General features: G+C 70.4%; 22 protein-coding genes. 7 read left to right on the top strand and 15 right to left on the bottom strand.

The window, feature by feature from the left end:
- Window positions 1-246 precede the first annotated feature (246 nt).
- The 6 genes from ACFONC_RS10395 to ACFONC_RS10370 all read right to left on the bottom strand — a co-directional run bounded on the left by ACFONC_RS10395 (window position 247) and on the right by ACFONC_RS10370 (window position 7,605).
- Entirely contained in the window at window positions 247-1,926 is a 1,680-nt protein-coding gene (locus ACFONC_RS10395; protein WP_386743815.1) for a diguanylate cyclase, read from the bottom strand.
- A gap of 90 nt (window positions 1,927-2,016) precedes the next feature.
- Complete coding sequence (locus tag ACFONC_RS10390; protein ID WP_386743813.1) at window positions 2,017-2,619, bottom strand: response regulator transcription factor; 603 nt, start codon at window positions 2,617-2,619, stop codon at window positions 2,017-2,019.
- A gap of 18 nt (window positions 2,620-2,637) precedes the next feature.
- The gene (locus tag ACFONC_RS10385; protein ID WP_386743812.1) at window positions 2,638-3,900 is read right to left on the bottom strand and encodes a sensor histidine kinase; all 1,263 of its coding nucleotides are present in this window, start codon (window positions 3,898-3,900) and stop codon (window positions 2,638-2,640) included.
- A 51-nt stretch (window positions 3,901-3,951) separates the two neighbouring features.
- Entirely contained in the window at window positions 3,952-5,805 is a 1,854-nt protein-coding gene (locus tag ACFONC_RS10380) for a CIA30 family protein (RefSeq protein ID WP_386743810.1), read from the bottom strand.
- Window positions 5,806-5,887: 82 nt separating this feature from the next.
- Window positions 5,888-6,652, bottom strand: a complete 765-nt coding sequence (locus ACFONC_RS10375) for an ABC transporter permease (RefSeq protein ID WP_386744642.1) — start codon at window positions 6,650-6,652, stop codon at window positions 5,888-5,890.
- A complete protein-coding gene (locus ACFONC_RS10370; RefSeq protein WP_386743809.1) occupies window positions 6,652-7,605 on the bottom strand; it encodes an ABC transporter ATP-binding protein in 954 nt (317 codons plus the stop codon). Before ACFONC_RS10370 ends, ACFONC_RS10375 begins: the two co-directional genes overlap by 1 nt.
- A 325-nt stretch (window positions 7,606-7,930) precedes the next feature.
- Between ACFONC_RS10370 and ACFONC_RS10365 the strand changes: the two genes are divergently transcribed.
- The 6 genes from ACFONC_RS10365 (at window position 7,931) to ACFONC_RS10340 (ending at window position 14,166) form a co-directional block, all read left to right on the top strand.
- On the top strand, window positions 7,931-9,190 hold the full coding sequence (locus ACFONC_RS10365; RefSeq protein ID WP_386743807.1) for an efflux RND transporter periplasmic adaptor subunit: 1,260 nt from the start codon (window positions 7,931-7,933) through the stop codon (window positions 9,188-9,190).
- 150 nt (window positions 9,191-9,340) lie between these two features.
- The gene (locus ACFONC_RS10360; RefSeq protein ID WP_386743806.1) at window positions 9,341-10,030 is read left to right on the top strand and encodes an ABC transporter ATP-binding protein; all 690 of its coding nucleotides are present in this window, start codon (window positions 9,341-9,343) and stop codon (window positions 10,028-10,030) included.
- A 130-nt stretch (window positions 10,031-10,160) separates the two neighbouring features.
- Window positions 10,161-11,327 (top strand): ABC transporter permease, encoded by a 1,167-nt coding sequence (locus tag ACFONC_RS10355; protein ID WP_386743804.1) that lies wholly within the window; start codon window positions 10,161-10,163, stop codon window positions 11,325-11,327.
- Window positions 11,328-11,352: 25 nt separating this feature from the next.
- Window positions 11,353-12,678 carry an ABC transporter permease gene (locus ACFONC_RS10350; protein WP_386743802.1) on the top strand — a complete coding sequence of 442 codons (1,326 nt, stop codon included), beginning with the start codon at window positions 11,353-11,355 and terminating at the stop codon, window positions 12,676-12,678.
- Window positions 12,678-13,880, top strand: a complete 1,203-nt coding sequence (locus ACFONC_RS10345; protein ID WP_386743800.1) for an alpha/beta fold hydrolase — start codon at window positions 12,678-12,680, stop codon at window positions 13,878-13,880. Before ACFONC_RS10350 ends, ACFONC_RS10345 begins: the two co-directional genes overlap by 1 nt.
- Entirely contained in the window at window positions 13,858-14,166 is a 309-nt protein-coding gene (locus tag ACFONC_RS10340) for a hypothetical protein (protein WP_386743799.1), read from the top strand. Before ACFONC_RS10345 ends, ACFONC_RS10340 begins: the two co-directional genes overlap by 23 nt.
- Window positions 14,167-14,266: 100 nt before the next feature.
- Here the strand turns inward: ACFONC_RS10340 and rarD are convergent, their stop codons facing one another.
- The 6 genes from rarD to ACFONC_RS10310 form a co-directional block, all read right to left on the bottom strand.
- Window positions 14,267-15,184 (bottom strand): EamA family transporter RarD, encoded by a 918-nt coding sequence (rarD, locus tag ACFONC_RS10335; protein WP_386743798.1) that lies wholly within the window; start codon window positions 15,182-15,184, stop codon window positions 14,267-14,269.
- Window positions 15,181-16,122, bottom strand: a complete 942-nt coding sequence (yedA, locus tag ACFONC_RS10330; protein WP_386743796.1) for a drug/metabolite exporter YedA — start codon at window positions 16,120-16,122, stop codon at window positions 15,181-15,183. The genes rarD and yedA overlap by 4 nt, the downstream gene beginning before the upstream one ends.
- Window positions 16,123-16,358: 236 nt before the next feature.
- Window positions 16,359-18,548 (bottom strand): carboxy terminal-processing peptidase, encoded by a 2,190-nt coding sequence (locus ACFONC_RS10325; RefSeq protein WP_386743794.1) that lies wholly within the window; start codon window positions 18,546-18,548, stop codon window positions 16,359-16,361.
- A 176-nt stretch (window positions 18,549-18,724) separates the two neighbouring features.
- Window positions 18,725-19,729 carry a lipoyl synthase gene (gene lipA / locus ACFONC_RS10320; RefSeq protein ID WP_386743792.1) on the bottom strand — a complete coding sequence of 335 codons (1,005 nt, stop codon included), beginning with the start codon at window positions 19,727-19,729 and terminating at the stop codon, window positions 18,725-18,727.
- 10 nt (window positions 19,730-19,739) lie between these two features.
- Entirely contained in the window at window positions 19,740-20,459 is a 720-nt protein-coding gene (gene lipB / locus ACFONC_RS10315; protein ID WP_386744640.1) for a lipoyl(octanoyl) transferase LipB, read from the bottom strand.
- A 16-nt stretch (window positions 20,460-20,475) separates the two neighbouring features.
- The gene (locus tag ACFONC_RS10310; protein ID WP_386743790.1) at window positions 20,476-20,754 is read right to left on the bottom strand and encodes a DUF493 family protein; all 279 of its coding nucleotides are present in this window, start codon (window positions 20,752-20,754) and stop codon (window positions 20,476-20,478) included.
- A gap of 163 nt (window positions 20,755-20,917) precedes the next feature.
- Between ACFONC_RS10310 and ACFONC_RS10305 the strand changes: the two genes are divergently transcribed.
- On the top strand, window positions 20,918-21,853 hold the full coding sequence (locus ACFONC_RS10305) for a CsgG/HfaB family protein (protein ID WP_386743788.1): 936 nt from the start codon (window positions 20,918-20,920) through the stop codon (window positions 21,851-21,853).
- A gap of 342 nt (window positions 21,854-22,195) precedes the next feature.
- On the opposite strand, the gene ACFONC_RS10300 is transcribed toward ACFONC_RS10305, so the two are convergent.
- From ACFONC_RS10300 to mltB, 3 genes are all read right to left on the bottom strand, one after another.
- Window positions 22,196-23,416, bottom strand: coding sequence for a D-alanyl-D-alanine carboxypeptidase family protein (locus tag ACFONC_RS10300; RefSeq protein ID WP_386743786.1), 1,221 nt, complete (start codon window positions 23,414-23,416; stop codon window positions 22,196-22,198).
- Window positions 23,417-23,477: 61 nt separating this feature from the next.
- Window positions 23,478-24,878 (bottom strand): septal ring lytic transglycosylase RlpA family protein, encoded by a 1,401-nt coding sequence (locus tag ACFONC_RS10295; RefSeq protein WP_386743784.1) that lies wholly within the window; start codon window positions 24,876-24,878, stop codon window positions 23,478-23,480.
- Window positions 24,878-26,008 (bottom strand): lytic murein transglycosylase B, encoded by a 1,131-nt coding sequence (gene mltB / locus ACFONC_RS10290; RefSeq protein ID WP_386743782.1) that lies wholly within the window; start codon window positions 26,006-26,008, stop codon window positions 24,878-24,880. Before mltB ends, ACFONC_RS10295 begins: the two co-directional genes overlap by 1 nt.
- Window positions 26,009-26,225 lie beyond the last annotated feature (217 nt).

The following is a 26,225-nucleotide window of genomic DNA, read 5'->3' as shown; positions in this document are numbered from 1 at the left end:
GAACCCGACGCGTAGCGTCGGGCGCGAAGGCGGGGTGTGTTTCTTTGCGCCAGGTTTCTTTGCACAAGCAAAGAAAGGTGGCTCGCGCCGTCACGGCGCGAAAGCTCTTGATCTTGATCTCCGCGAAACCGGAACAGCAGGCGGGTCAAGACCCGCCCTACGACTGCTGATCCGAAAGGCACCCCTCCCCAACCCTCCCCCGCCTTCGCAGGGGAGGGAGCTAGAAGCTCGCGGCTTCCGCCGCTCCTACACGGGCGTCGCGGGCACGACGCGATTGCGGCCTTCGTGCTTGGCGCGGTACAGCGCTTCGTCGGCGGCGCGCATCAGGACTTCCGGCGTGTTGCCGTTGGCAGGGAACGTCGCCGCGCCGATCGACACCGTCACCCGCGGCAGTTCGCGGCCCATGTGCTCCACGCGCATCGCTTCGACTGCCATGCAGATCTCCGCGGCGCGCTGCAGTGCGGCCTCGGCCGGGGCCTCGGGCAGGATCAGGGTGAACTCCTCGCCGCCGTAGCGGCAGGCGATGTCCTCGCCGCGGCTGTGTTCGGCCAGCAGCTTGCCGAACTGCGCCAGCAACGCGTCGCCGCCGGCGTGGCCGTGGACGTCGTTGAAGGCCTTGAAGTGGTCGATGTCGAGCATCAGCAGTGACAGCGGCAGCCCGCGGCGCTCGCATCGGGCGAGTTCGCGCGTCGCCGATTCCTCCAGGTAGCGGCGGTTGAACAGGCCGGTCAGCGGATCGCGGATCGACTGCAGGCGCAGGCGCTCGCGCAGCGACAGGTTGGACAGTGCCATCGACAACTGCTCGGCCGCGGCCTCGATGATGTCGATGCGCGACAGGAAGCCGTCGTCGTCGTCGCTCAGGTACAGCAGGCCCAGCTGGGTGCCCTGGGCCGAGAGCGGGATGCAGGCGGTGGCAACGCCGGCGTGCGCCACTGCCGACACGTGCGGGCAGTGGGACTGCGCCGCATCGGGAGAGAGGTGCGGCTGGTCGCGCCGCAGCGCCCAGCACGACTCGGGCTGCATCGACTCCGCGCTGGCGGCGCGATGTTCGCCCCAGTGCAGCGCGGCTTCGGCATGGTCCTGCGAGTTGCGCATCCGGTAGAGGGTGCCGGCGGTGCCCGGGCGCAGGGTCGACAGCATGCGGATGGTCAGCTGCAGCGCCTCATCCGGATCGACGCAGCTTTGCAGCATGCTGCCGTAGCGGCTGAGCGCGCGCAGGTCGCCGCTCCTGTGCTCGAGTTCGGCGTTGCCCTCGCGCAGCCGCGCCTGCACCTCGCGCGCCTCGTCTTCGGCGGCGGCGCGGCGGGCGATCTCGCGCACCAGCAGCATGTACACACCCAAGGTCACGGCCAGTCCGATCGGGATGCCGAGCACCGCGATCGCGCGCAGGACGTTGGCGCTGTTGGCGGTGGAGGCGGCGCGGCGCTCCAGCAGCGTGCTTTCGGCCTCCGTCATCTGCGCCTTGATGCTGCGGATCGTGCTGGAGGTCTCGAACACCTCGCCGCCCATCGCCGCGCGCGCGCCGGGCAGGCCGTCGCTCTCGTTGCGCAGCAGGGTGTTGGTCATCTGGTGCAGGCGGATCTCGGTCTGCGCGCGCAGCTGGCGCGCGAGCGCGGCCTGCGACCGGTTGTCGGCGACCAGGTCGGCCACGCTCCCGACCAGCGCCGGCACGTGTTCGCGCGAATTGCGATAGTCGGCGAGGTAGTCCACGCGCCCGGTGAGGATGTAGGCGCGCTGCGCGGACTCGGCGTCGCGCAATCGCGCTTCCAGCTCGTCGAGGCGGCCGATGACCTCGTTGCTGTGGGCCACCAGGCGCGCATCGGTGATCAGCCGCTGGGCGCCGTACAGGACGCCGGCGCCGATGCCGATGAAGACCAGGGCGGCGACCAGCAGGCCGGCGCGGGTTCTTTCCTTGACTGTCTGCATTGTGGCCGGGATCAGGCAGCGAATACGCCCTAGGATCGCAGCACAGGCGCCATGGATGGATGAATGCGCGGCCGCATCCGCCCGCGGGCGCTACAACCAGCCTTTCTGCCGCGCCAGCCGGAAGGCCTCGATGCGGTTGCCGACGCCGAGCTTGCCGATCGCCTCGGACAGGTAGTTGCGCACCGTGCCGTGCGAGAGGTGGAGCTGGGCGGCGATGTCGTTCGCGGACTTGCCCTCGCCGGCCAGGCGCAGCACCTGGCGTTCGCGGTCGTTGAGCGGGTCGGCGTCGCTCCAGGCGTCGAGCGCCAGCTGCGGGTCGATCGCGCGGCCGCCGCGGTGGACCTTGCGCAGCGCTTCGGCGAGATCTTCGGCCGGCGCGTCCTTGAGCAGGTAGCCGGACACTCCGGCGTCGAGCGCGCGGCGCAGGAACCCGGCACGCGCGAACGTTGTGACGATCACGACCTTCGTCGCCAGTTCGTGGCGCTGCACGCGCTGGGCGAGTTCCAGTCCGCTCAGGCGCGGCATCTCGATGTCGGTCACCAGCACGTCGGGCTGCAGGCGCTGCAGCTCGCGCCAGGCGTCCTCGCCGTCGGCGGCGGCACCGAGCACCTCGATGTCGGGCTCCAGGCCGAGCAGCGCCGACAGCGCGCCGCGCACCATCGCCTGGTCCTCGGCGAGCAGGATGCGGATCACGGCGCACGGCTCCCGGCGTCAGCACGCATGGGGTCGGCCCTCGGTCTCGAACGGCTCGACCGCGTCGGGCGCAGGCGCGGACAGCGGCGAGCCGTCGCGGGCGGCCACCGGCACCTGCAGCTGCAGCCGCGTGCCCTCGCCCGGCGGCGATTCGATCGCCAGCGTGCCGCCAAGCTTCGCCACGCGCTCGCGCATCCCGCCCAGTCCGTTGCCGGTGGCCTCGCTGCCGACGCCGCCGATGCCGTCGTCAAACACCCGCACCCGCAGCTGGTCGCCGTCGCGTTCGAACGCGACCCGCGCGCTTCCGGCATGCGCGTGGCGGGCGATGTTGGTGGCCGCCTCGCGCAGCACCAGCGCCAACCCGCGCTCGACGTCCGGCGACAGGCCGACCGGCGGCGCGTCGTAGTCCAGGTGCACGCTGGACGATTCGAGCATCAGGCGCGCCGACGCCAGTTCGGCGGCCAGATCCGCGGCGCGGATTCCGGTGACCGCGCTGCGGACCTCGGCCAGGGCGTGGCGTGCGACGGCTTCGGCGTCCTCCAGCTCGCGCCTGGAGGCGGCCGGATCGCGCTCGAACAGCTTGCGCGACAGCTCCAGCTTCAGCGTGATCAACGACAGCGTGTGCCCGAGCAAGTCGTGCAGGTCGCGGCCAATGCGCTCGCGCTCGGCGGTGGCCGCCAGGCGCCGCACCTCGTCGTGCGAGAGCCTGAGTTCGTGGTCCTTCTCCTCGCTCGCGCGCTCGACGTTGACGATGATGCCCACGATGATCGAGACCACCGGCAACCACGCCAGCGCCTGCCACGGGTAGCCGATCCACAGCGCCAGCCCGGCGAAGACCGCGTTGAACAGCAGCAGCTGCGCGAAATAGCCCGGCACCGACTGCACGCCGTTGATGCGCAGCATGATGCAACCGAAGATGAAGTAGCTCATGCACGCCGGGTAGACCGGCAGCAGCACCATCGCCAGCGCGATCATGCCCAGCGCGAACCGGCGCGCCCGGCGCCGCGGCGCCACCAGGCACAGCGTGTACAGCAGCACGAACAGCGGGAACGAGGCCAGGGTCAGCAACAGCCAGCGCAGGTCGTACCCGCCCGGGGCGAACAGCGGGGTGATGAACACCCATGCCGTCCAGCCCAGGTGCACGAACTCCGTCCACGGCGCCCTGCCGCGGCGGATCGTGCGCGCCAGCAGCGAGTCCGGTGCCGGCAACAGCCATGCGGGCAGGCGCCTGGATTTCACCCGTTTCCTCCGCAGCCGATACCGGCGGACATGATGCCGCATTGCCGCCGCGGCGGCAGCGCGTCGCGCTGCCTGTTGCCGCAACCGCGCACGTCAGCGCACTTCGACATGGTCGAGGAAGAACTCGAACCCGCCTTCCGGCTTCCCGGCCGTGAACGCGATCGCGCGCAGCTGCGCAAGGTCCGCGCCGGCGAAGCCGTCCAGCGGCAGCCGCACCTCGGTCCAGTCCTCGCCGGCAGTGAACGCCTGCATGCTCGGCATGCCCTGCATCGACGGCCCGGAGAACAGCATCGCGTTGTAGCGGCGGCCGTCGCCGCGGACCTTGAACACCAGCTCGGTGCGCGCCGAGAAGTCGAGCGCCTGCGTCGCATCGCCGGCGGGGAAGAAGATCACGCCGGCCCAGGGGAAGGCGAAGCCGGGCTTGATCTCGCCGCGCACCGCGAGCGCGCCGCGCGTGCCGTCGGCGCCACCGGCGACCAGGGCGTGCGAGGCCACGGACGCGCCGCCGGCGATGGCGTCAGTGGTCGGGTGCCAGGCGCCGAAGCGGGGCGCGATTGCATCACCTTCGAAATCATCGACCAGAGTGTCGCCCGGCGCCGCGGCGGCCGGCCCGGCGGGCCTGGCGAGCGCGCGTTCCACCGCATGGCCGTTCTTCCACACCGCGTCGATCGCGCGCGTGGCGGTGATGTCGGCCAGCGGATTGCCGTCGACCAGCACCAGGTCGGCGCGCAGGCCGGGCGCGATGCGACCGCGGTCGTCGAGGCCGAAGGCGTCCGCGGTGGCCGCGGTGGCAGAGTTCAACGCCTCGGCCGGACTCAGGCCCGCGCGCACCAGGAGTTCCAGCTCGCCGTGCAGGCTGGCGCCGTGCGTGGTGCCCGGGTTGCCGGCGTCGGTGCCGGCGAGGATGGTGACGCCGGCCGCGTGCAGCGCGCCCACCGAAGCCAGCAGCCGCTCGCCCAGCGCGGGATCGCGTGCGTGCAGCGGGAAACTCGCCTCCAGGGTGGCGACCTGTTCGCCTCCAAGCCACGGCTGCAGGCGCGGGTCGGCGGCGAGCTTTGCGCCCTCGCCGGTGCCGGCGATGCCGGACAGCACCGACAGCGTCGGGATCACGAAGCTGTCGTGGCTGCGCGCGGCCTTTGCGAACGCTTCGTCGACCGCGGCGTCGATGAAAATGTGGGCGAGGCCGTCTGCGCCGGCATCGATCGCCCGCATCGCGGGCGCCCTGCCCGACACGTGCACCACCGCCAGCCGGTCGTGGCGATGCGCGGCGTCGATGGCCGCGGCCACCTGCGCCGGCGCCAGCGTCGGCATGCGCATGTCGGTGCCGTAGGCGCTGAGGTCCTCGACGATGATCTTGATGTAGTCCGAACCTTCCGCCACGCGCGCGTCGACGAATGCAGCGGCGTCGCCGTCGGCCGCGAGCGTCGGCACGTCCATGCCGTACTGCGTACCGTGGCCGCCCGGCGCGGTGACCGCAGCGCCGGCGGACCAGAGGTCGGCCTGCGTGGTTGGCGCCAGCGATCCACGCCGCTGCTCGATCTGCGGCAACCGGTTCCAGTCGCCGAGCATGTCTAGTTCGGTGGTGACGCCGAAACGCAGCGCGTCGGCGCGCGCGTTGCCCCAGCTGTGGGTATGCGCGTCGATCAGGCCCGGCAGCAGGGTCTTGCCGGCGCCATCGATGACGTCCAGTCCCTGCGGAACTTCCGCATCAGCGCCGACCGCCGCGATGCGGCCGTCGCGGACGACGACGTTGGCGTTCTCGATCACATGTTCGCCGTCGAACACGCGCACGTCGCGGATCGCGAAGCTGTTGCCCCGGGTCGAAGCGGGCGCGTCCTTCGCGGTGGACGACGGCTGCGCGGGCGCCGGGCGGTCCTGCGCGAATACCGCGAAGGCGAGTACGGCGGCCAGGGCCGCAACGGCGATGAATTCAGGCCAGCGTTTCATGGCAATCCCCATGGGAGTGATGTCGGTACACCGACGAACGCCGGCAACGAACGTGACATTCCGCCCGCCACCGCCGCGAACCTCAGCCCGTCCGCGCCAGCCGCGCGCGCGCCAGCACGAACAGCGCCACCGTCACCACCGCCAGCACGCCCACGTGCAGCGCCAGCGGCGAGCCACCGTCCATGCCCACCACCTTCAGCGCGATCTGGCCCAGGTGGTACGCCGGCCAGACCGGGGCCGAGCTGGCGAGCACGCCAGGCAACATCGAGAGCGGCAGCCACAGCCCGGACAGGAACGCCATCGGCAGGAAGATCAGGTTCACCACCGCCGGCGCCGCGTTGCCGCTGACCAGGGTGCCGATGAACAGCCCCAGCGCGCAGAACGGCAGCGCGCCGAGCATGTCCACGAGCAGCAGCAGCGCCCACTGCCCCGGCTGCAGCGAAACGCCGGCCAGGAAGAACGCCAGCGCGCCGAGCAGCAGCGACACGATCGCCGAGAACAGCATCGCCATCGCCATCTTCGCCAGCAGGTAGGCGCCCGGCGGCATCGGCAGCGCGCGCTTGAGCATCAGGAAGCCGCGCTCGCGCTCGATCGCCACGGTCACGCCGAAGCCGAACAGGCCGGCACCCATCACCCCGAATGCGCCGTAGGTCGCGAGCAGATAGCGGGCGGCGTCGCCACTGCCGGAGTTCAGCACCACCCCGAACAGCAGGTAGAACAGCGCCGGGAACAGGATCGTCGGCAGCGCGAAGATCGGCGTGCGCAGCAGGTGCAGGAATTCGTACTTCGCCTCCAGCACGTAGCTGCGCAGCGCGCGGTGGCGGATCGGTTCGGCGACGGCGTGCATCATGCAGCCTCCCTGTGCGCGTCATCGCTGACGTCTTCGCGGGTGAGTTCGAGGAACGCGTCGGCCAGGCCGGCGCGCTGGACTTCCAGTTCGGACAGCGCGGCATCCTCGGCAAGCAGGCGGCGGACCACGGCTTCGGCGGCGTCGGTGACGATCTCGATCTTCCCGCCGCCGGGAAGCATCGCGGCCGCGCCTTCCGCAGCGGCCTGTGCGGTGCGTACCTCCGGCCACGCGGCGATGCGCGCGGCGTCCAGTGTCGTCAGGCAGCGGATGCGCCGCGCCGAAACGTGGCGGCGCAGTTCCTCCATGCCGCCGGCGGCAACCACGCGGCCGCGGGCGAGCACCATCACCCGGTCGGCCAGCGCCTCGGCCTCTTCCAGGTAGTGCGTGGTCAGCAGCACCGCGCAGCCCTGCGCGACCAGGTCACGCAGCGCGCGCCACAGCGTCTGGCGCGCTTCGATGTCCAGGCCGGTCGTGGGTTCGTCCAGGAACAGCACGCGCGGGTTGCCGCACACCGCCAGCGCGAACTGCACGCGCCGCTGCTGTCCGCCGGACAGCTTGCCGTAGCGGCGATCAAGCAGGCCGTCGAGGCCGCCCAGCGCGACGCAGTCGGCGATGCTGCGCGGGCACGGGTAGTAGCTGCGGGTGAGGTCGAGCAGTTCGCGCACCTTGAGCGTTTCCTGCAGCGCGGCGGACTGCAGCATCACGCCGGCGCCGCGACGCGCATCGAGCTGTCCGGGCGAGCATCCGAACAGCGTCGCCTCGCCCGCATCGGGCTGCACGAGCCCGAGCAGCAGCGCCACCGCCGTGCTCTTGCCGGCGCCGTTGGCGCCCAGCAGGGCCAGCACCTGGCCGGCCCGCAGCGACAGGTCGACGCCGTCGAGCGCGACCACCTTGCCGTACTGTTTGCGCGCGCCGCGCAGGCTTGCCAGTTCGATCGGTCCGTCTTCCATCCGCCCGCCCCGTGTATGCGATGGCAGTGACGATAGGCAGCCCGGGCCGCGGACTGCAGTCGCGGCGGTCATGCATCGCGCATGACAGGCGTCAGGTGACACGGGCGCGCGACCGGCATAGCCTGCGTCCTGCAGTGCCGGCACGCCGCGCTCTCGTGGAATGCCGGTTACGTTTTGCGGGCAATCCCGCCGCGCACTCCAAGGCGGCAACGCCGGCGCGTGACAATCGGCCCGCCGGTGCGAACCATGCATTGATGACTTCCGGGCATTGGGTCCACGCTGCAGTTGCCGTCACACTCGTCGCTTTCCTCCGTCACGGTCCACGATGAACACGAATGCCGAACTGCTGAAGGAACTGCGGATCGACCGCAAGGCACCGCCACCGCCATCGCGGCGCGGGCTGTGGATCACGCTGGCCGTGGTCGCCGTGCTGCTGCTCGCCGCAGGCGCGGCGTGGGCGATCTTCGGCCGCGACCGCGGCATCGAAGTGCAGGTCGCGACGGTGCAGGCGATCGGCGGCAGCGGCGGCGGTTCGGCCTCGGTGCTCGACGCCACCGGCTACGTGGTTGCGCGACGCATGGCGACCGTGTCGGCCAAGATCACCGGCAAGGTGCTCGATGTGCGGATCGAGGAAGGCCAGCGCGTGGCCGAAGGCGACATCATGGCCACGCTCGACCCGGTCGACGCCGACGCCGAGCGCGCGCTCGCGGCTTCGCAATTGGCCGCGGCGCGCAGCCAGATCAACGGCGTGCAGGCGCAGCTGCACGAGGCGGAAGTCGATGCGAAACGCCTGGCCACGCTGGTCGGGCAGCAGCTGGTGTCGAAGTCGCAGTACGACCAGGCCGTGGCCCAACGCGACGCCCTGCGCGCGCAGCTGGCCACGGCGCAGCGCAATGCGGACGTGGCCGCCGACCGGCTTGCGATCGCGGACAACGGCGTCGACAACACCATCGTGCGCGCGCCGTTCGCCGGCGTGGTCACGGCCAAGGCCGCGCAGCCGGGCGAGATCGTGTCGCCGCTGTCGGCCGGCGGCGGCTTCACCCGCACCGGCATCGGCACCATCGTCGACATGGATTCGCTGGAGATCGAGGTCGAGGTCGGCGAGTCGTTCATCGGCCGGGTCAAGCCGAAGATGCCGGTGGAGGCGACGCTCAATGCCTATCCGGACTGGAAGATCCCGGCCGAGGTGATCGCGATCATCCCCGCCGCCGACCGCGGCAAGGCCACGGTCAAGGTGCGCGTTGCGATCAAGACCAAGGACCCGCGCATCGTGCCCGACATGGGCGTGGCGGTGCGCTTCCTGGAGAAAGCCGCACCCCAGGGCGAACAGGCGCCGCGCAGTGCGAGCGTGCCGGCGGCGGCGATCGACGTGCGCGACGGCGGCAGCGTCGCCTTCGTGGTCGACGGCGACGGCGAGGAAGGCACGGTCGAACGCCGCCCGCTGAAGCTCGGCGGCACCCGCGGCAACGACCGCCAGGTGCTGTCGGGGCTGTCGGCCGGCGAAACGGTGGTCCTTGATCCGCCAGCGGCGCTCGAGGACGGCGGCAAGGTGCGGATCGTCGCGGCCGGGGAGTCGAAATCGTGAGGCTCCGTTCGTCGTGTGGGGAAATGACGATTCAAGATCGCAGGCATTGATCCAACCTGATTCTCAATTCCTGATCCACGGACCCCGAAACATCCGCGCGGCGCCACCCATTCGCGCCACGCGACACCACAACCCGAGAGGAACACGCCCATGGCATCCCTGGTTTCGATCCGCGACCTCACCAAGACCTACCAGCGCGGCCCGGAGAAGATCGCCGTGCTGCACGGCCTGGACCTGGACATCGACAAGGGCGACTTCGTCGCGTTGATGGGTCCGTCGGGTTCGGGCAAGACCACCCTGCTCAACCTGATCGGCGGCCTGGACACGCCCAGCGGCGGCGAGATCGAGATCGACGGCGAGCGCATCGACCGCATGGGCGCCGGCCAGCTGTCGCAGTGGCGCAGCGACCATGTCGGCTTCGTGTTCCAGTTCTACAACCTGATGCCGATGCTGACCGCGCAGCGCAACGTCGAGCTGCCGCTGCTGCTGACCAACCTGGGCGCGGCGCAGCGCAAGCGCAATGCCGAGATCGCGCTGCAGCTGGTGGGCCTTGGCGACCGCGCGAAGCACAAGCCCAACGAACTGTCCGGCGGCCAGCAGCAGCGCGTGGCGATCGCGCGCGCGATCGTCTCCGACCCCACGTTGCTGATCTGCGACGAGCCCACCGGCGACCTCGACCGGCAGTCGGCCGAGGAAATCCTGGGCCTGCTGCAGGTGCTCAACCGCGAACACGGCAAGACCATCGTCATGGTCACCCACGACCCGAAGGCCGCCGAGTACGCGACCCACACGCTGCACCTGGACAAGGGCACGCTGGTGGAACAGACCGCGCACGCATGACGCTTTTCTCCTCCCCCTGCGAAGGCAGGGGGAGGCTGGGAGAGCGTGCCCACGGTTCGAGCTGATCCAAAAGGCACCCCTCCCCAACCCTCCCCTGCCTTCGCAGGGGAGGGAGCCCAAGGAGAGACCCATGAAATACCTGCCCCTGATCTGGTCCGAACTGTTCCGGCGCAAGACCCGGACGATCCTGACCCTGCTGTCGATCCTGGCCGCGTTCCTGCTGTTCGGCCTGCTCAACGGCGTGCGCACCAGCTTCGCCGAGGCCGGGCAGAGCGCGAACGGTGCCGAGCGCCTGCAGACCGGCTCGCGGCTGTCGTTCATCCAGACCTTGCCGATTTCCCTGTTGCCACGGATCAAGCAGGTCGAAGGCGTGGCCGACACCACCTACGCCAACTGGTTCGGCGGCGCCTACCAGGATCCGCGCAACCAGATCTTCAGCTTCGCGGTGGCTCCCAACTACCTTGACCTCTACCCGGAAATCGAGGTCTCCGCGGCCGAACGCGAAGCCTTCGCCAGCACCCGCACCGGGATCCTGGTCGGCGAGGCGCTGATGCGGCGTTTCGGCTGGAAGGTCGGGCAGAAGATCCCGCTGCAGTCGACGATCTTCCCCAACAGCGACGGCAGCAAGAACTGGGCGTTCGACATCGTCGGCGTGCTGCACAACGCCAACGACGCCGATGGCGGCTGGAACGACCAGCTGCTGCTGCTGCACTACAAGTACTTCGAGGAGTCCACGCCCTACGTCGACGGCGACGTGGGCTGGTACGTGAGCCGGATCACCGACGTCAACCAGGCCGACCGCGTCGCCGCCGCGATCGACGCGCTGTCGGCCAACTCCGACCACGAAACCAAGACCATGACCGAGCAGGCGGCCACCGCCAACTGGATGAAGCAGATGGCCGACATCGGCCTGATCGTCGGCTCGATCATGGGCGCGGTGTTTTTCACCCTGCTGCTGCTCACCGGCAACACCATGGCCCAGGCGGTGCGCGAGCGCATCCCGGAGCTGGCGGTGCTCAAGACCATCGGCTTCCGCGACGGCGCGGTGCTGGGACTGGTGCTGGCCGAATCGGTGCTGCTGGTGCTGATCGGCGGCGTGCTCGGGCTGGGGCTGGCGGCCGGGCTCGGCCCGGCGATCACTACCATCAGCGGCGGCGTGATCTCGATGCCGGCGGTTGATGCAAGCAGCTGGCTGCTGGGCCTGGGGCTGATGGTTGCGATCGGCCTGCTGGTCGGCGCGCTGCCGGCGATGCGGGCGATGCGCTTGAACATCGTCGACGCGCTGGCCGGCCGCTGACGCGGCCACTACGAAGGATCCTGTCATGAAGAAGCTCAAGTCGTTCCTGGTCGGCGTCGTCCTGTTCCTGGTGGTCGCCGCCGGCATCGCCGCCTGGCTGTGGCTGCCGTGGCCGTTCCTGCTCGGCCTGGCCCTGCTGCTCGGCCTGTGGATGGTGCTCACGCGGCGCGGCCGCCAGGCGCGCTCGGTCACCGGCATCGGCGTCAGCACGCTGCCCGGCAGGCTCGGCGCCTCGTCGGTGGTCGTGATCGGCATCGCCGGCGTGGTCGCGGTGCTGGTGGCGATGCTGGCGATGGCCGAGGGCTACCGCGAGACGCTGCGCAAGAGCGGCAGCGAGGACACCGCGATCGTGATGCGCGGCGCGTCGGCGGCCGAGGTGATGTCGACCCTGGACAACGCTTCGGTCAGGGCGGTCGAACAGACCCCGGGCGTGGCGCGTGACGCGCAGGGCCGGGCGATCGCCTCGGCCGAGCTGGTGGTCGCGGCCAACCTGCCGATCAAGGGCGGCGCGCCGGACGAGGATGGCAGCGTGCAGCTGCGCGGCGTCGGTCCGCAGGCCTGGGCGGTGCGCCCGGGCGTGGAGATCGTCGAGGGCCAGCGCTTCGGCACCGGCAAGCGCGAGATCGTGGTCGGCACCGGCGCGCAACGCCAGTTCGCCGGGCTCGATGTCGGCAAGCAGATCCGCCTGGGCAGCCAGACCTGGATGGTGACCGGCGTGTTCCACTCCGGCGACGCGATGGATTCGGAGATCTGGGGCGACGCGGACGTGGTCGCCACCACCTACCGCCGCGGCAGCACCCGCTCGTCGGTCACCGCCAGGCTCGAAAGCCCGGGCGCGTTCAAGCAGTTCAAGGCCGCGCTGGCCGCCGACCCGCGCCTGGACGTGGATACCAGCACCACGCTCGAGTACTTCAGCAAGCAGTCCGAGGGCATGACCAAGGTCATCCGCATCATCGGCATCGTGGTCGGCGCGATCATGGCGATCGGCGCGGTGTTTGGTGCGCTCAACACCATGTTCGCCACCGTGGCCACGCGCGCGCGCGAAATCGCGACGCTCCGCGCGCTCGGCTTCCGCAGCGTGCCGGTGGTGGTCGCGGTGATGCTGGAGACGATGCTGCTGGCGCTGCTCGGCGGCGTGCTTGGCGGCGCGCTGGCGTGGATCGTGTTCAACGGCTACACCGCATCGACCATCGCCGGCGGCGTCGGCCAGCTCACGTTCGCGTTCAAGGTCTCGCCCGAAGTGCTGTGGACCGGCCTGAAGTGGGCGCTGGCGATCGGCTTCGTCGGCGGCCTGTTCCCCGCCCTGCGCGCCGCCACCCAGCCGGTGACCACGGCCCTGCGCGACGCGTGATGGCGCGTGCAGGCGCGCTCGCCCTGGCGTTTGCAGCCTGCATCGCAGGCGGCTGCACGTCCTTGGGCGAGCGCATCGCGCAGCCGCACAGCAGCGGCTTCATCGATGCCGGCACGCTTGGCCAGATGGAGTCGGTGATCGGTCTCGGATCCGCGCGCTACCTCACGCCGGACGACGTCACCCTCTCCTACGGCACGATTGCACCTGCGACGCGCGGCATGGAGTACACGATCTCGCGCAGCGATGGCAGCCGCGAGCTTGCGATCCGCGTCGACCGGGAAACCGGACGCGTCCCGGCCAAGGGCAGCGTGGTGTACCTGCACGGCTGGGGCCTGGACGCATCCAGCATGCTGCCATGGGCGCTGGCGCTGTCGGAGCTGGGCTATCGCGGCGTCACCGTCGACCTGCGCAACCACGGCCGCTCCTCGCGTGCACCGGCCGGATTCGGCACCCGCGAGGCGGGCGACATCGCCGCGCTCGTCGAGCACCTCCAGGCCGATGGCCGACTGCCGCCTCCGATCTACCTGTTCGGCGTCTCCTACGGCGGCGCCACGGCGCTTTTCGCCGAGCCGCTGTTGCGCGAACGCATCACCGGTGTCGTGGTCATGGAAACCTACGCCAATGCGGGCGACGGCGTGCGCGGCGTCATCGCCGGCATGCAGGCCAGGCGCGCCGACGACGGCATGCGCACACGGCTGATGCGTGCCTACACGCGCTGGCGTTATGACGCGCAGGACATCGAGCGCGGCGTACGCGAGGCCGGCCGGCGGCTCGACCTCGATCTGGACACCATCGACGTGCGCACCGTACTCGCCACGACCGCGACGTGCACGCTGCTGCTGCACGGCGCGCGCGACCGCTACATTCCCATAGATGTGGGGCGCTCGCTGGCCGATGCGTCCGCGCTCGTGCATTACCGCGAACTTCCTGATGAGAACCACGTCAGCCTGCCACTGCGCATCGAATGGCTGGCGCGTCCGCTCGATGCCTGGCTGCAGGAAGTGGCGGACGGAAAATGCGGGCCGCTGCAGCTGCCCGCGGATCCGCTCGCCGATGGCGGCCCCTCGCGATTCGCGGTCGACGACGAAGTCGACCCGGCGACACGTCCGAACGCAGAGCAAGCTGCCCACTCCCCTTCCGGCGACGCGCCAGCGCCGTCCCCACCCACGGATGCCACGCATGAGCACGCCATCCCCCGCTGAGCTGAGCCACGCCCGGCTCGACGCGCTGTTGCACGAACTGCAGAGGCGGGCGTTCGACGTGTACGAAGACGCGGCGCTGCGCGCCGAGGCGAATCCCGCGCAGGCGGAGCTGGCGTACGCGCAGGCGGAGGCGGAGGCGGCGCCGCTGATCGCGCAGGCCAGGGCACTCAACGAGGAGCGCGTGCGGAGGCTGCGGCAGCGCGCTCAGGCGTGGCGCCGGGCCGCGCTGGCCATTGCCGTGCTCGGCATCGCCGCCTGCGCCTGGTGGTGGCTGGCGCACGGCTGACCCGTAGGTCGGGGCTACGCCCCCGACGGTTTTTTGCCCGATGGCTTGGTCTGGTACGTCCGCAACGAAGACCAAAAGCCGTCGGGGGCGTAACCCCGACCTACGCCGGTAGCGGTCGCCGGCGCGAGCGCAGCAGGCCGTCGCCGGCGTAGACCGCCAGCGCGATCCAGATCAGGACGAAGCCGATCGCACGGTCGGAGCCGAAGTCCTCGCCCAGCACCAGCACGCCGCACAGCAGCTGCAGCGTCGGCGCGATGTACTGCAGCAGACCAACCACCGAATACGGAATGCGCCGCACCGCGTCGGCGAAGCCGATCAGCGGCAGCGCGGTCAGCGCGCCGCCCAGGACCAGCAGCGCCGCAACGCCCCAGCCCCAGCCGCGCATGCCGTCGTGCGCGATGAAGCCGCCCGCGCCGTGGAACTCGCCCCACAGCAGCACCGCCAGCCCGGGCAGGAACAGGTACAGGCTCTCGACGCCGAGGCCACGCACCGGCGGCACGCCGACCAGCTTGCGGATCAATCCGTAACCACCGAACGAAGCGGCCAGCACCAGCGCGATCCACGGGAAGCTGCCGTAGTTGAAAGTCAGCCACAGCACGCCGCAGGTGGCGATCGCCACCGACAACCATTGCACTGCGGTGAGCCGCTCGCGCAGCACCAGCACGCCCAGCACCACGTTGAGCAACGGGTTGATGAAGTAGCCAAGGCTGGTTTCGACCACGTGGCCGGCGTTGACCGCCCAGATGTACAGGCCCCAGTTGAACGCGATCAGCGCGCCGCTGAGCGCGAGCATCCACGCCGCGCGCGGGATCGCCAGGGTCTCGCGCAGCCAGCCGCGCCCGTACTTCCAGAACAGCCAGCCGGCGACCAGCAGCGCGCTCCAGACGATGCGGTGCATGATGATCTGCAGCGACGGCACCGTCTTGAGCAGGTGCCAGTACAGCGGCATCACGCCCCAGATCACGAACGCACCGACGGCCATCCACAGGCCGCGGCGGTCGAGCGGCGCGGGCGTCATGTCGACGCCTCTGCGGCCGTCACCACCTTCGGCGCGCGCGCCTTCGACAGCGTGATCGCCACCACGCCGAGCAGGATCACCGCCATCGCGCCCATGTCGTGCGCGCTGAAGCGTTCGGCGGCCAGCCACGCGCCCAGCACCACGGCGACCACGGGGTTGACGTAGGCATAGCTGCCCGCCAGCGTCGGGCGCACGTGGTGCAGCAGCCAGACGTAGGCGGAGAAGGCGATGATCGAGCCGAACCCGGCCAGGTAGGCGACCGCGAACAGGCCCTTGGTCGTGGGCATCGCGTCCAGGCGCTCGCCCAGCAGCAGCCCGGCGGCGACCATCATCGCCCCGCCGCACAGCATCTGCGCCGCCGCGCCCATGAACGGCGAAGGCAGGTCGCGGCCCTTGCTCCACACCGAGCCGAACGCCCACGCGACCGGCGCCACCAGCAGCGCGACCAGCGCGGTCGGCGACGCGGTCAGCGAGCTGCCGGCGTTGAGCCAGAGCACGCCGACGAAGCCGATGCCCAGGCCCAGCCATTCGAGGCGGTTGGAACGCTGCCCACGCAGCGTGGCGAACAGCCCGATCCACAGCGGCACCGACGCCACCGCGACCGCGGCCAGCCCGGACGACACCGACTGCTCGGCGATGCACACCATGCCGTTGCCCAGGCCAAGCAGCAGCGCGCCCATGAAGGCACTGTTGCGCCACTGCCTGCGCGTGGGCATCGGCACGCCGCGCAGGCGCAGCACCGCGAACAGCACCGTGCCGGCGACGAGGAAGCGGATGCCGGCCATCAGCAGCGGCGGCCAACCGCCTTCCAGCGCGAAGCGGATGCCCAGGTAGGTCGAGCCCCAGACCACGTACAGCACCGCCAGCGCAGCGGCGATGGCGAGCGCGGGAGCGGGAGCGGAAAGGGGCGACTGCACGAGCGGCTGCGAGGCACTCATGGGGAGGAATCCGGGTGGGGGTTTTCGGAAAGAGGGACGCGTCCTGCCGCGGGGATTCTACGCCTGCCGTGCCCACCCGCGACGCAACGCTGTCTCCAGTGCATGGGCCAATCGGCGGGCAGCGCATGCTCCAGTTCTTTCAGGAGCGGAGCCAGGGCGAAAAGAAAACGGGCGCCGAAGAGCGCCCGTTCCGTGTCGCGTTCGCCGGCACTCGACGTGCCGGCGCCCCGTGGACGTCACTCGGTCCAGTGCCCGTCCACGCTCGCCGCCGGCAACACCTGCGCCGACAGCACCTTGTCGTTGTCGAGCAGCTGCACCGCGTCGGCGAGGATCGATGCCGACTCGCGCAGCAGCGGGTCGGGCGCGTCCTCTGCCAGCTTCTCGCGCTTGGCGTCCTTGACCACGTTGCGCTCGTTGGCCTGCAGGCCGTCGTCGGCGGCATCGGCGGCCAGCGGATCGAGCGGCAGGCCGAGTGCCTTGCGCTGCTCCTGGCGCGACTTGCGCTTGGCTTCCTGGCGGTCGCGCTCGGCGCGGCGCTCGGCCTCGTTGAGCGAGACGTACTTCTTGGCCTGCTCGGCGCGGAATTCCTTGACGTCCTCCTCGAACCACTGGAACTCCTTGTCGTGCGCGGTGCGCGCGGCGTGGCGCGCCTCGAGCTTGGGCAGCAGCGGCGCGAAGTTGCCGTACTGGGTGTGCGGCACGGCGGCGATCCGCGTCCACGGCAGCGCGTTGTCGTAGGTGCTTTCGCCGAACTCGCTCGCATCGACCATCACCGGGAACGCGATGTCCGGCACCACGCCCTTGTTCTGGGTGCTGCTGCCGTCGGGCAGGAAGAACTGGGCGATGGTCAGCTTGACCTGGCCATAGCGCTTGCCTTCGTTGCCCGGCCAGCGGTCGAGGTCGACCAGGTTCTGCACCGTGCCCTTGCCGAACGTGGTCTCGCCGATCACAAGGCCCCGGCCGTAGTCCTGGATCGCGCCGGCGAAGATCTCCGACGCCGACGCCGAGCCGCGGTTGACCAGCACCGCCAGCGGGCCGTCCCACGCCACGCCGGCGTCGCGATCGCCCTCCACGCTGACGCGGCCGCCGGATTCGCGCACCTGCACTACCGGGCCCTGGTCGATGAACAGGCCGGTGAGCTCGATCGCCTCGTTGAGCGAACCGCCGCCGTTGCCGCGCAGGTCCATCACCACGCCGTCGACGTCCTCGCCGCGGAACTGCTTGAGCAGTCGCCCCACGTCGCGCGTGGCCGAGGCGTAGTCGTCGCTGTGCTTCCGGCGGCCCTCGAAGTCCTGGTAGAAAGCGGGCAGCTTGATCACGCCGATGCGGCGTGCGGGCGCATCGCCTTTCGCCGGCACGGTGAGGATCTCGGACTTGGCGGCCTGTTCGGCAAGCCGGATCTTGGCGCGGGTGAGCACGATGCGGTTGGGCTCCGCATCCAGCCCCATGGCCGCCGGGATCACGTCCAGCCGCACCTGGGTGCCCTTGGGGCCCTTGATCTTCTCGACCACGTCGTCGATGCGCCAGCCGATCACGTCTTCCATCGGCCCGCTCTTGCCCTGGCCGACGCCGACGATGCGGTCGCCGGGGGTGAACTTGCCGCTGGTGGCCGCCGGGCCGCCGGCGATCAACTCGCGGATCACGACCACGTCGTCCTGCTTCTGCAGCTGCGCGCCGATGCCCTCGAGCGACAGCGACATGCTCTGGTTGAAGCGCTCGGCGCTGCGCGGGTCGAAGTAGTCGGTATGCGGGTCGATCGACGCGGTGTAGGCGTTGAGGAAGCTGCGGAACGCGTCGGTGCCGTCGAGCTGGTTGCTGTTCTGCGTGAAGTTGGCGTAGCGCTTGTCGAGCGTCTTGCGGATCGCGTCGGGGTCCTTGCCGGCCAGCTTCAGGCGCAGCCAGTCGTTGCGCACCGACTGCTTCCACAGCTGCTCGACCTCCGCGTCGCTGGCCGCCCACGACGCGTCCTCGCGGTCGTAGTACCAGCGGTCGTCGCCGCTGAAATCGAAGATGTCCTGCTTGAGCAGGCCGCGCGCGTAGGCCATGCGCTGGTCCACGCGCTGCTTGTACAGCGAGAAGATCGCGAACGCCGGGTCGAGTTCGCCGGCCTTCACCGCGCCGCCCATGCCATCCTTGAACTTGGCGAACCGGGCCACGTCGGACGCGGTGAAGAACATCTTGCTGCCGTCGAGCGACTCGAGGTAGCGCTTGAAGATGTCGGCCGACAGGGTGCCGTCCAGCGGCCGCGGCCGGTAGGCGTAGCGGCTGTCCGAGAGCAGGCCGTAGACCAGCTTCGAAGTGGTGGCCTGGTCGGCGCTGGCGGTGGACGGGATCTCGTCGCCGCCGGAGGCGCGTGCCATCAGCACCAGCGGCACCGACAGGGCCAGGGCGATCACGGAAGTCGACAGGGTGCGGGACAGGTTCATGCGTTCACTCGGGCCGCGCCACGGCCGCTGTTCGGGATGGGAGGAGTCTGGCGTCCTGGATGGACGGCGCGACAGTGCACAAAGTTGCACGGAGGCGCCAAATCCACTCTAACCGCGCCGGAAGCGACAGGTGTGAACAGAACGTCAGGCGCAGGATATGCCACGCAAGCCCGGGTTCAGGCGGCGACGCCGGCCTCGGCGGCCTGGCGGTCGGCGTGGTACGAGGAGCGCACCAGCGGGCCGGAAGCCACGTGGGTGAAGCCCAGCGACATGCCGTAGACCTCCAGCGCCTTGAACTCCTCCGGTGTCCAGTAGCGCAGCACCGGGTGGTGGTGCGCACTGGGCTGCAGGTACTGGCCGATGGTGACCATCTCCACGTCGTGCGCGCGCAGGTCGCGCAGCGTGGCCTGGACCTGCTCCATGGTCTCGCCCAGGCCGAGCATGATCCCGGACTTGGTCGGGATGGCCGGGTGCTGCTGCTTGAACTTCTGCAGGAGGGTCATCGACCACTGGTAGTCGGCGCCCGGGCGCACGTTGCGGTACAGGTCGGGCACGGTCTCGACGTTGTGGTTGAACACGTCCGGCGGGTTGGCCGCCAGGATCTCCAGCGCGCGCTCCATGCGGCCCTTGCCGCGGAAGTCGGGGGTGAGGATCTCGATCTTCGTGCCGGGGCTGAACTCGCGGATCGCGGTGATGCAGTCGACGAAGTGCCCCGCGCCGCCGTCGCGCAGGTCGTCGCGGTCGACGCTGGTGACGACCACGTACTTCAGGCCCATGTCCTTGACCGTCTGCGCCAGGTGCAGCGGCTCGGCCGGGTCCGGCGGCTTCGGCCGGCCGTGGGCGACGTCGCAGAAACTGCAGCGGCGGGTGCAGACCTCGCCGAGGATCATGAAGGTGGCGGTGCCGTGGCCGAAGCACTCGTGGATGTTCGGGCAGCTGGCTTCCTCGCACACCGTGACCAGGCGGTTCTCGCGCAGCTTGGCCTTGAGCGCGGCGACCGCGCCGTTGGACGGAATGCGGACGCGGATCCAGGACGGCTTGCGCAGCACCGGCGCATCGGTGAACTGCACCGGCGAGCGCGCGATCTTGTCGCCGGCGACCTGCTTCGCCCCGGCTTCCAGCGCCGATGCCGGGTTGGCAACGACCTGCACGGGAATCGAACGCGACGGGGACTCGGGCATGGCAGGCGGCTCAGGCGGCTTGGGTGGAAGAAGCGGCGACGACGGGCAGCGGATCCGCGAGGTCGGGCGGCGGGGCCGCCTGCAACGCAAGGCCGAATTGCGCCGCCATGGCGTCGAGCAGCACGGGCTTCATCGCGTCCATGCTCGACGGGCCGCCCAAGTCTAGCACCGAGGTCACCTGCAGCCCGGCGTAGCCGCAGGGGTTGATGCGGCCGAACGGCGCCAGGTCCATCGCCGCGTTGAACGCCAGGCCGTGGAAGGTGCAGCCGCGGCGCACGCGGATGCCCAGCGCGGCGACCTTGGCGTCGTTGACGTAGACGCCCGGCGCGCCGGCGCGGCGCTGCGCACCGATGTTCCATTCGGCCAGCGTGTCGATCACCGCCTGCTCGATCCTGCACACGTAGTCGCGCACGCCGATCCTCAGGCGCCTGAGGTCCAGCAGCGGATAGACCACGATCTGGCCGGGGCCGTGGTAGGTCACCTGGCCGCCGCGGTCGACGTGGATCACCGGGATGTCGCCGGGCATCAGCACGTGCTCGGGCTTGCCGGCCTGGCCGAGGGTGAACACCGGGTCGTGCTCGACCACCCAGACCTCGTCGATCGACGCTTCGTCGCGCAGGTCGGTGAAACGCTGCATTCCGCGCCAGACCGGTTCGTAGGGCTGGCGGCCGAGGTCGCGAACGATGGCGGGGCGCGGACTCACGCCTGGCTCCTCCCCCTGCCGTCGCAGGGGAGGGAGCAAAGGCTCACAGCGTCCACTTCACTTCCGGGTGCTCGCGCAGCGCCGTATGCGCGGCTTCGTACTGGGCACGGTCGTCGGCGCGGAAGCTGAGCTTCACCGAGACGAACTTGCCGCCGCTCGATTCGCGCCACGAGATGGTCTCGTGCAGCACGTCGATGCCGGCGGCTGCGAGCAGCTTCGGGATTTCCGCCTCCAGGCCGGCCGTGGCCGGGCCCATCGCGGTGATCTCGAAGGTGCCGGGGAACTGGAAGCCGTGTTCCGGGTTGTCTGACTTGATTTCCATCGACCGATTATGGGTCCGCCGAGGGCCCAACCCAAGGCTTGCCCGGCGGCCAGCAGGCCGCGCCTTGCCGCCGGCGTGTCTGACTTGCGCTGCTTTTCGCGTATTCACTGTACCGATCGACCCGATCGGCCGTTCCGACAACTGATGATCCGGGAGATCGCACATGGAGACTCGAAGCTCGCGCCTGGCCTTGGCCATGGCATGCGCCCTGGCGGCGATGGCCGCCGCCCCCGCTGCACGGGCCGCACCCGCGCAGACCGGTGAAATCCCCGTCTGCAACCGCTCGCTGGGCACTCTGGCCGTGGTCGAGTCGCAGGGCAGGAACTGGTGGAGCGGCCAGCGACTGGCTTCGCCGACGGCGCTGATCAAGGTCTTCGTCAACCGCTCGCGCTGCTTCACCCTGGTCGACCGCGGCGTCGGGCTGGAGGCGATGAAGGCCGAGCGCGGACTTGCCGCCGATGGCGAACTGCGCGGCGGCTCCAACATCGGCAAGGGCCAGATCAGGGCGGCCGACTACATGATGGTGCCGGACGTGGTGTCGCAGAACGATGACGCCTCGGGCAACAGGATCGGCGGCCTGATCGGCGGCCTGATCGGCGACCGCACGGCCGCGGCGGTGGTCGGCGGGATCAACATCAAGCGCAAGACCGCCGATGTGGTGCTGACCGTGACCGACGCGCGCTCCTCCGAGCAGGTGGCGATGACCGACGGCCACGCCTCGAAGACCGACCTGGGCTGGAGCGGCGGCGCGGGCGTGTTCCGCGGCGCGGCCCTGGGCGGCGGCGCGACCGGCTACGCCAACACCGAGATGGGCAAGGTGCTCACCCTGGCCTACCTGCAGGCCTACACCGACATGGTCGCCCAGCTCGGTGGCTTGCCGGCCAACGCCTCGGCGGCCAACGCGCAGCAGGCGGTGACGGTGAACAAGCCGGCGCGGCTGTTGAAGCAGTCCAACGGCAAGGGCGGCGCGGTGCGCGACCTGGACGTCGGGATGATGCTCTACCCCACCGGCAACAAGGACGGGTTGATGTGGGAGGTGGACGACGAGCTGGGGAACCGCGGCTGGGTGAATTCGACGCTGTTCGGCCTGTCGCGCTGAGGGCCGGGGGATTCGAAGCCCTCCCCTTCAAGGGGGTGAGGGCGGCCCGTGTGCGCGGCACTGCCGCGCGGGCCGACCGAACGCCCGGCGCGCTGCGCCGGGCCGGACGGGTTGGGTGGGGACGGGTTTCCGGCACGCACCTGCGAACCCTCTCCTGCCAATAAATCGACCAAGAAACATCGCGGCTTCCGCCGCTCCTGCGGGCACTGGCAACCGGCAACCGGAACCGGCAACCGCTTGGGAAAGCTCGCGGCTGAAGCCGCTCCCACAAGATCAGAAGCGGCATCGACGAAAAGGGCCGGCTTGCGCCGGCCCTTCCTGTTTTCCTGGCGAATCGCGACCTCAGGCCGACTCCCACCACATCCAGAACGCATCCCACAGGCGGCCGAAGAAGCCGGCTTCCTCGACCGCGTCGATCGCGACCAGCGGCGCGGAGGCGATCGTCTTGCCGTCCAGCGTCACCTTCACCGTGCCGATCTTCTGGCCCTTGGCGATCGGCGCAACGAGGGTCTTGGGCACGTCCATCGTCGGCTTGAGCTGCTCGTACTTGCCGCGCGGGCTGCTCACCAGCAGCGGCCGACTCACGCCCAGGCGCACTTCGTCGGCCTTGCCCTTCCACACCTTCTGCGTGGCCACGGCCTTGCCCACGTCGTACAGCTTGTGTGATTCGTAGAAGCGGAAGCCCCAGTTGAGCAGCGCCTGCGCATCGACCGCGCGCTGGTTTTCGCTGGTGTCGCCCATCACCACTGCGACCAGGCGCTGGTCGCCGCGCTTGGCCGAGGCCATCAGGCAGTAGCCGGCGGCCGAGGTGTGGCCGGTCTTGATGCCGTCGACCGACGAGTCGCGCCACAGCAGCAGGTTGCGGTTGCGCTGGGTGATCGGGCCGACCCGGAACTCCTTGATCTTGTTGTAGCTGTAGGCCTCGGGGTAGTCGCGCGCCAGCGCGCGGCCCAGCAGCGCCAGGTCGCGCGCGCTGGAGTAGTGGCCTTCGGCGGTCAGGCCGGTGGCATTGACGAAGTGGGTGTTCTCCAGGCCCAGCTGCTTCGCATAGGCGTTCATCAGCTGCGCGAACGCCGCTTCGCTGCCGGCGACATGCTCGGCCAGGGCGATCGCCGCATCGTTGCCCGACTGCACCACCATGCCCTTTTCCATGTCTTCCAGGCGCGCGGTCTTGTTGACCTCGAAGCCGCTGTAGCTGCCGTCGGTGCCGGCGCCGCCGGTGCGCCAGGCGTTCTCGGTCATCATCACCTGGTCGTCGCGGCCGATCTTGCCGGCCTTCATTTCCGCAGCGAGCACGTAGGACGTCATCACCTTGGTGATGCTGGCGGGCGCGACGCGCTCGTCGACGTTCTCACCCGCCAGCACCTGGCCGTTGGCGGCGTCGAGCAGCACCCACGAGTTGGACTGCTTGGGTTCCGGCGCGGCCGGGATCGGCAGGCTGTCGCTGAGCGCGGCGGGCGCCGGCGACGGCTTGGGCGCGGGCGTCTGCGCCATGGCCAGGCCAACGGCGGAGGTGAACAGGGCGGCGAGCAACGCGCTGCGCGCGGTCAGGGTGGCTTTCATCGACAACACAACTCCAGGGGTAGAACCGCTTTGTGCAAGCGAAGTGGAAAGAAAAAGGTGGCTAGTCGCGCACGACCTGCGGCTGCCCGAACCCCAGGCCGGCCACGCGCGCCGACAGTTCCGGGATCTTCGCGCTGTCGACCGGGCCGACGCGCACGCGCCAGACCTGCTTGCCCGCGGACACGGCGTCGAGCAGGCGCGCGCCGGATACGCCGGCGCCGCGCAGCATTGCCAGCGCGCGCTCGGCATTGGCGCGCGCGCCGAAGGCGGCGACCTGCAGGGTCACGCCGCTGGCGACTGCCGGCAGCGGCGGGACGGGGGCGACGACGCCGGCATCGGCTTCTTGCGCGGCGGCAATGGTCTCCGGCGCCGGTGCACCGGGTGCAGCCGAGCCGTAGGGATCGGGCTTGCCCGCCTTGCCGGTGGCCACGCGCGCGCGGCGTGCGCGCATCCAGGCGTCGAATTCGTCGGCGGTCATCGCCTTGCCGTCCTGGCGCATGTCGAAGCGCCAATCCAGTTCGCCCGCGGGCGCGGTGGCCGGGGCAGGCGCAGGCGTGACGGCGGCGGCCGCGGGGACCGCGGCAGTGGCCGAAGCGGCAGGCACCACGCCTTCGGCCAGCCCGCCCTCGACCAGCCTGTCCATCGCGCTGGGCGCGGCCGGCTGCGGCTTGCCGGTGGCGATGCGCACGCCCGGCGGCAGCTGCAGCGCGCCGTTGCCGGTGGTGGTGGCCGCCGCAGGTGCGGATGCAGGCTCGTTCGCGGCGACCGCGCCACGGTCGTTGCGCGCGTTCTCGCCCGGGGTCAGGCCGACCACCTCGACCCGCCCGGTGCCGCGATCGCGGATGCCGATCTTGACCGCGGCGGCGTAGCTCAGGTCGATGATGCGGCCATCGTGGAACGGGCCGCGGTCGTTGACCCGGACCACCACCGACTTGCCGTTGTCCAGGTTGGTCACCCGCGCGAAGCTCGGCAGCGGCAGCGACTTGTGCGCGGCGGTGAACGCGTACATGTCGTACACCTCGAGGTTGGAGGTGCGGCGGCCGTGGAACTTGTTGCCGTAGTACGACGCCATGCCGGTCTCGTCGTAGCCTTCGGCGCTGTCGAGCACCTTGTAGCTCTTGCCCAGCACCTTGTACGGCGACCGGTTGCCGTAGCGCGAACGCGGCTCGGCGACGACTTCGGGCTCGGGGATCGCGTCCACGTCCGGCAGTTCGTCGGGCACGGTGTCCTTGATGTGCGGCGCGTACAAGCCGCCGGCGGTGTAGTGGCCGCGCTTGGACAGGTCTTCCTGTGCCGGTGCGTATGGCGAACGCCTGTCCGACGACGACTGCCTGCTGCCGTCGTCGGCCGCCGGGCCGGGTTCGGACGCCGATTTCTCCGGCCCGCTGGCGCAGCCGGCCAGCGCGAGCGCCGCGAGCGCCGCCAGCACCGGCAGGACGCGCGCGGTGGCGGCCGTCCGCATCACGGCGTGCTGCTGTCGCCGATCGCCTGCGCCAGCTGGTGCACGGCAAGCGAATACATCGGCGAGTGGTTGTAGCGGCTGATGACGTAGAAGTTGCGGTAGCCGAGCCAGTATTCCTTGCCGGCGTCGCCGTCGAGCGACAGCAGCGTGGCGCCGTCGGCGGTGGGCTGGCCGTCCTGCGGGTGGTAGCCCTTCGCCGCCAGCATCGCCAGCGGGTAGACCGGGTCGAGCCCGTCGGGCGCGAAGTCGGCCGCGCCGGCATCGCGCGTCGCGCGCGCCACCACCGGGCCGCCGCGCTGCCAGCCGTGGACGACGAAGTAGTTGGCGATCGAGGCGAACACGTCGGGCTTGTGGTCGAGCAGGTCGCGGCGGCCGTCACCGTCGCCGTCCTTGGCCCAGTTGCGGTAGCTGGACGGCATGAACTGGCCCATGCCCATCGCGCCGGCGTAGCTGCCCTTGAGCGCGAGGATGTCCAGCTGCGGTTCTTCCTTGGCCAGCGCGAACAGCTGCGCCAGCTCACCGGCGAAGAACGGCGCGCGCCGGGGATGCGAGAACGCCAGCGTGTACAGCGCGTCGAGCACGCGGTAGTTGCCGGTGATGCGGCCGTAGCTGGTTTCCACGCCGATGATCGCGACGATGTAGCGCGCCGGCACGCCGGTTTCGGCGGCGACGCGGTCGAGCGCGGCGCGGTTTTCGGCGTAGAACGCCTTGCCGCCGCTGATGCGCGCATCGTTCATGAAGATCGGGCGGTAGTCGCGCCACGGCCGCACCTTCTCGGCCGGACGCGTGATCGCGTCGATGATGCTCTGCTTGTATTCGGCCTGCGCCAGGGTGGCGCGGATCTTCGCCGGGTCCACGCCGTAGGTCTGCGCGGTGTAGTCGACGAAGGCGTCGATGCGCTGCGCCTGCGGGATGGCCGGGTCGGTCACCGACGGCGGCGCGACCGGCCGTTCGGGCGGTTGCGGGACCTTCGGCAGCAGCGCGTCGGCCGCGGGCGGGGCCGGGGCGGCGGGCTCGACTGGAGCGGGGGTGGGGGCCGGGGCCGAAGGCGGCGGCGTCGCCTGCGTCGCGCAGGCGGCCAGCGCCAGCGGGACCAGGACGGCGGACAGTCGGAAAGCGCGTCGGGTCATCGGCGCGAGGTTATCACGCGCTCGCCGCGAGCCGGCCTCGCGCAGCCCGCTGGCGCACCGCTTGTGTTCAGCACCGGCATGACCAATCAACCGCGTGGGCTCCGGTAGGTCGCCGTGTCCTGTCGGCCGGGGGCCGCTTTTCCCTCGGTCAGGGCGTCTTGCCCTGACTCGGGCGCGCGCCATCCATGGCGCGCTTGACGCGACCCCCGGCCGACAG

This window comes from Luteimonas soli, assembly GCF_042648865.1.
Classification (GTDB): domain Bacteria; phylum Pseudomonadota; class Gammaproteobacteria; order Xanthomonadales; family Xanthomonadaceae; genus Luteimonas; species Luteimonas soli.
Note: the sequence above shows the minus strand (reverse complement) of the source record. Positions and strands in the feature narration are given on the sequence as shown.

Excerpts from the sequence above, each read along its gene's own strand:
- lipA (WP_386743792.1), bottom strand. The coding sequence starts at position 19,729 with ATGCCCGAGTCCCCGTCGCGTTCGATTCCCGTGCAGGTCGTTGCCAAC.
- ACFONC_RS10375 (WP_386744642.1), bottom strand. The coding sequence starts at position 6,652 with ATGCACGCCGTCGCCGAACCGATCCGCCACCGCGCGCTGCGCAGCTAC.
- rarD (WP_386743798.1), bottom strand. The coding sequence starts at position 15,184 with ATGACGCCCGCGCCGCTCGACCGCCGCGGCCTGTGGATGGCCGTCGGT.
- ACFONC_RS10300 (WP_386743786.1), bottom strand. The coding sequence starts at position 23,416 with ATGAAAGCCACCCTGACCGCGCGCAGCGCGTTGCTCGCCGCCCTGTTC.
- ACFONC_RS10350 (WP_386743802.1), top strand. The coding sequence starts at position 11,353 with ATGAAGAAGCTCAAGTCGTTCCTGGTCGGCGTCGTCCTGTTCCTGGTG.
- ACFONC_RS10345 (WP_386743800.1), top strand. The coding sequence starts at position 12,678 with ATGGCGCGTGCAGGCGCGCTCGCCCTGGCGTTTGCAGCCTGCATCGCA.
- ACFONC_RS10365 (WP_386743807.1), top strand. The coding sequence starts at position 7,931 with ATGAACACGAATGCCGAACTGCTGAAGGAACTGCGGATCGACCGCAAG.
- ACFONC_RS10310 (WP_386743790.1), bottom strand. The coding sequence starts at position 20,754 with ATGGAAATCAAGTCAGACAACCCGGAACACGGCTTCCAGTTCCCCGGC.
- ACFONC_RS10385 (WP_386743812.1), bottom strand. The coding sequence starts at position 3,900 with ATGCGGCATCATGTCCGCCGGTATCGGCTGCGGAGGAAACGGGTGAAA.
- ACFONC_RS10295 (WP_386743784.1), bottom strand. The coding sequence starts at position 24,878 with ATGCGGACGGCCGCCACCGCGCGCGTCCTGCCGGTGCTGGCGGCGCTC.
- ACFONC_RS10340 (WP_386743799.1), top strand. The coding sequence starts at position 13,858 with ATGAGCACGCCATCCCCCGCTGAGCTGAGCCACGCCCGGCTCGACGCG.
- ACFONC_RS10360 (WP_386743806.1), top strand. The coding sequence starts at position 9,341 with ATGGCATCCCTGGTTTCGATCCGCGACCTCACCAAGACCTACCAGCGC.
- ACFONC_RS10395 (WP_386743815.1), bottom strand. The coding sequence starts at position 1,926 with ATGCAGACAGTCAAGGAAAGAACCCGCGCCGGCCTGCTGGTCGCCGCC.
- mltB (WP_386743782.1), bottom strand. The coding sequence starts at position 26,008 with ATGACCCGACGCGCTTTCCGACTGTCCGCCGTCCTGGTCCCGCTGGCG.
- ACFONC_RS10380 (WP_386743810.1), bottom strand. The coding sequence starts at position 5,805 with ATGAAACGCTGGCCTGAATTCATCGCCGTTGCGGCCCTGGCCGCCGTA.
- ACFONC_RS10370 (WP_386743809.1), bottom strand. The coding sequence starts at position 7,605 with ATGGAAGACGGACCGATCGAACTGGCAAGCCTGCGCGGCGCGCGCAAA.
- ACFONC_RS10305 (WP_386743788.1), top strand. The coding sequence starts at position 20,918 with ATGGAGACTCGAAGCTCGCGCCTGGCCTTGGCCATGGCATGCGCCCTG.
- yedA (WP_386743796.1), bottom strand. The coding sequence starts at position 16,122 with ATGAGTGCCTCGCAGCCGCTCGTGCAGTCGCCCCTTTCCGCTCCCGCT.
- ACFONC_RS10325 (WP_386743794.1), bottom strand. The coding sequence starts at position 18,548 with ATGAACCTGTCCCGCACCCTGTCGACTTCCGTGATCGCCCTGGCCCTG.
- ACFONC_RS10355 (WP_386743804.1), top strand. The coding sequence starts at position 10,161 with ATGAAATACCTGCCCCTGATCTGGTCCGAACTGTTCCGGCGCAAGACC.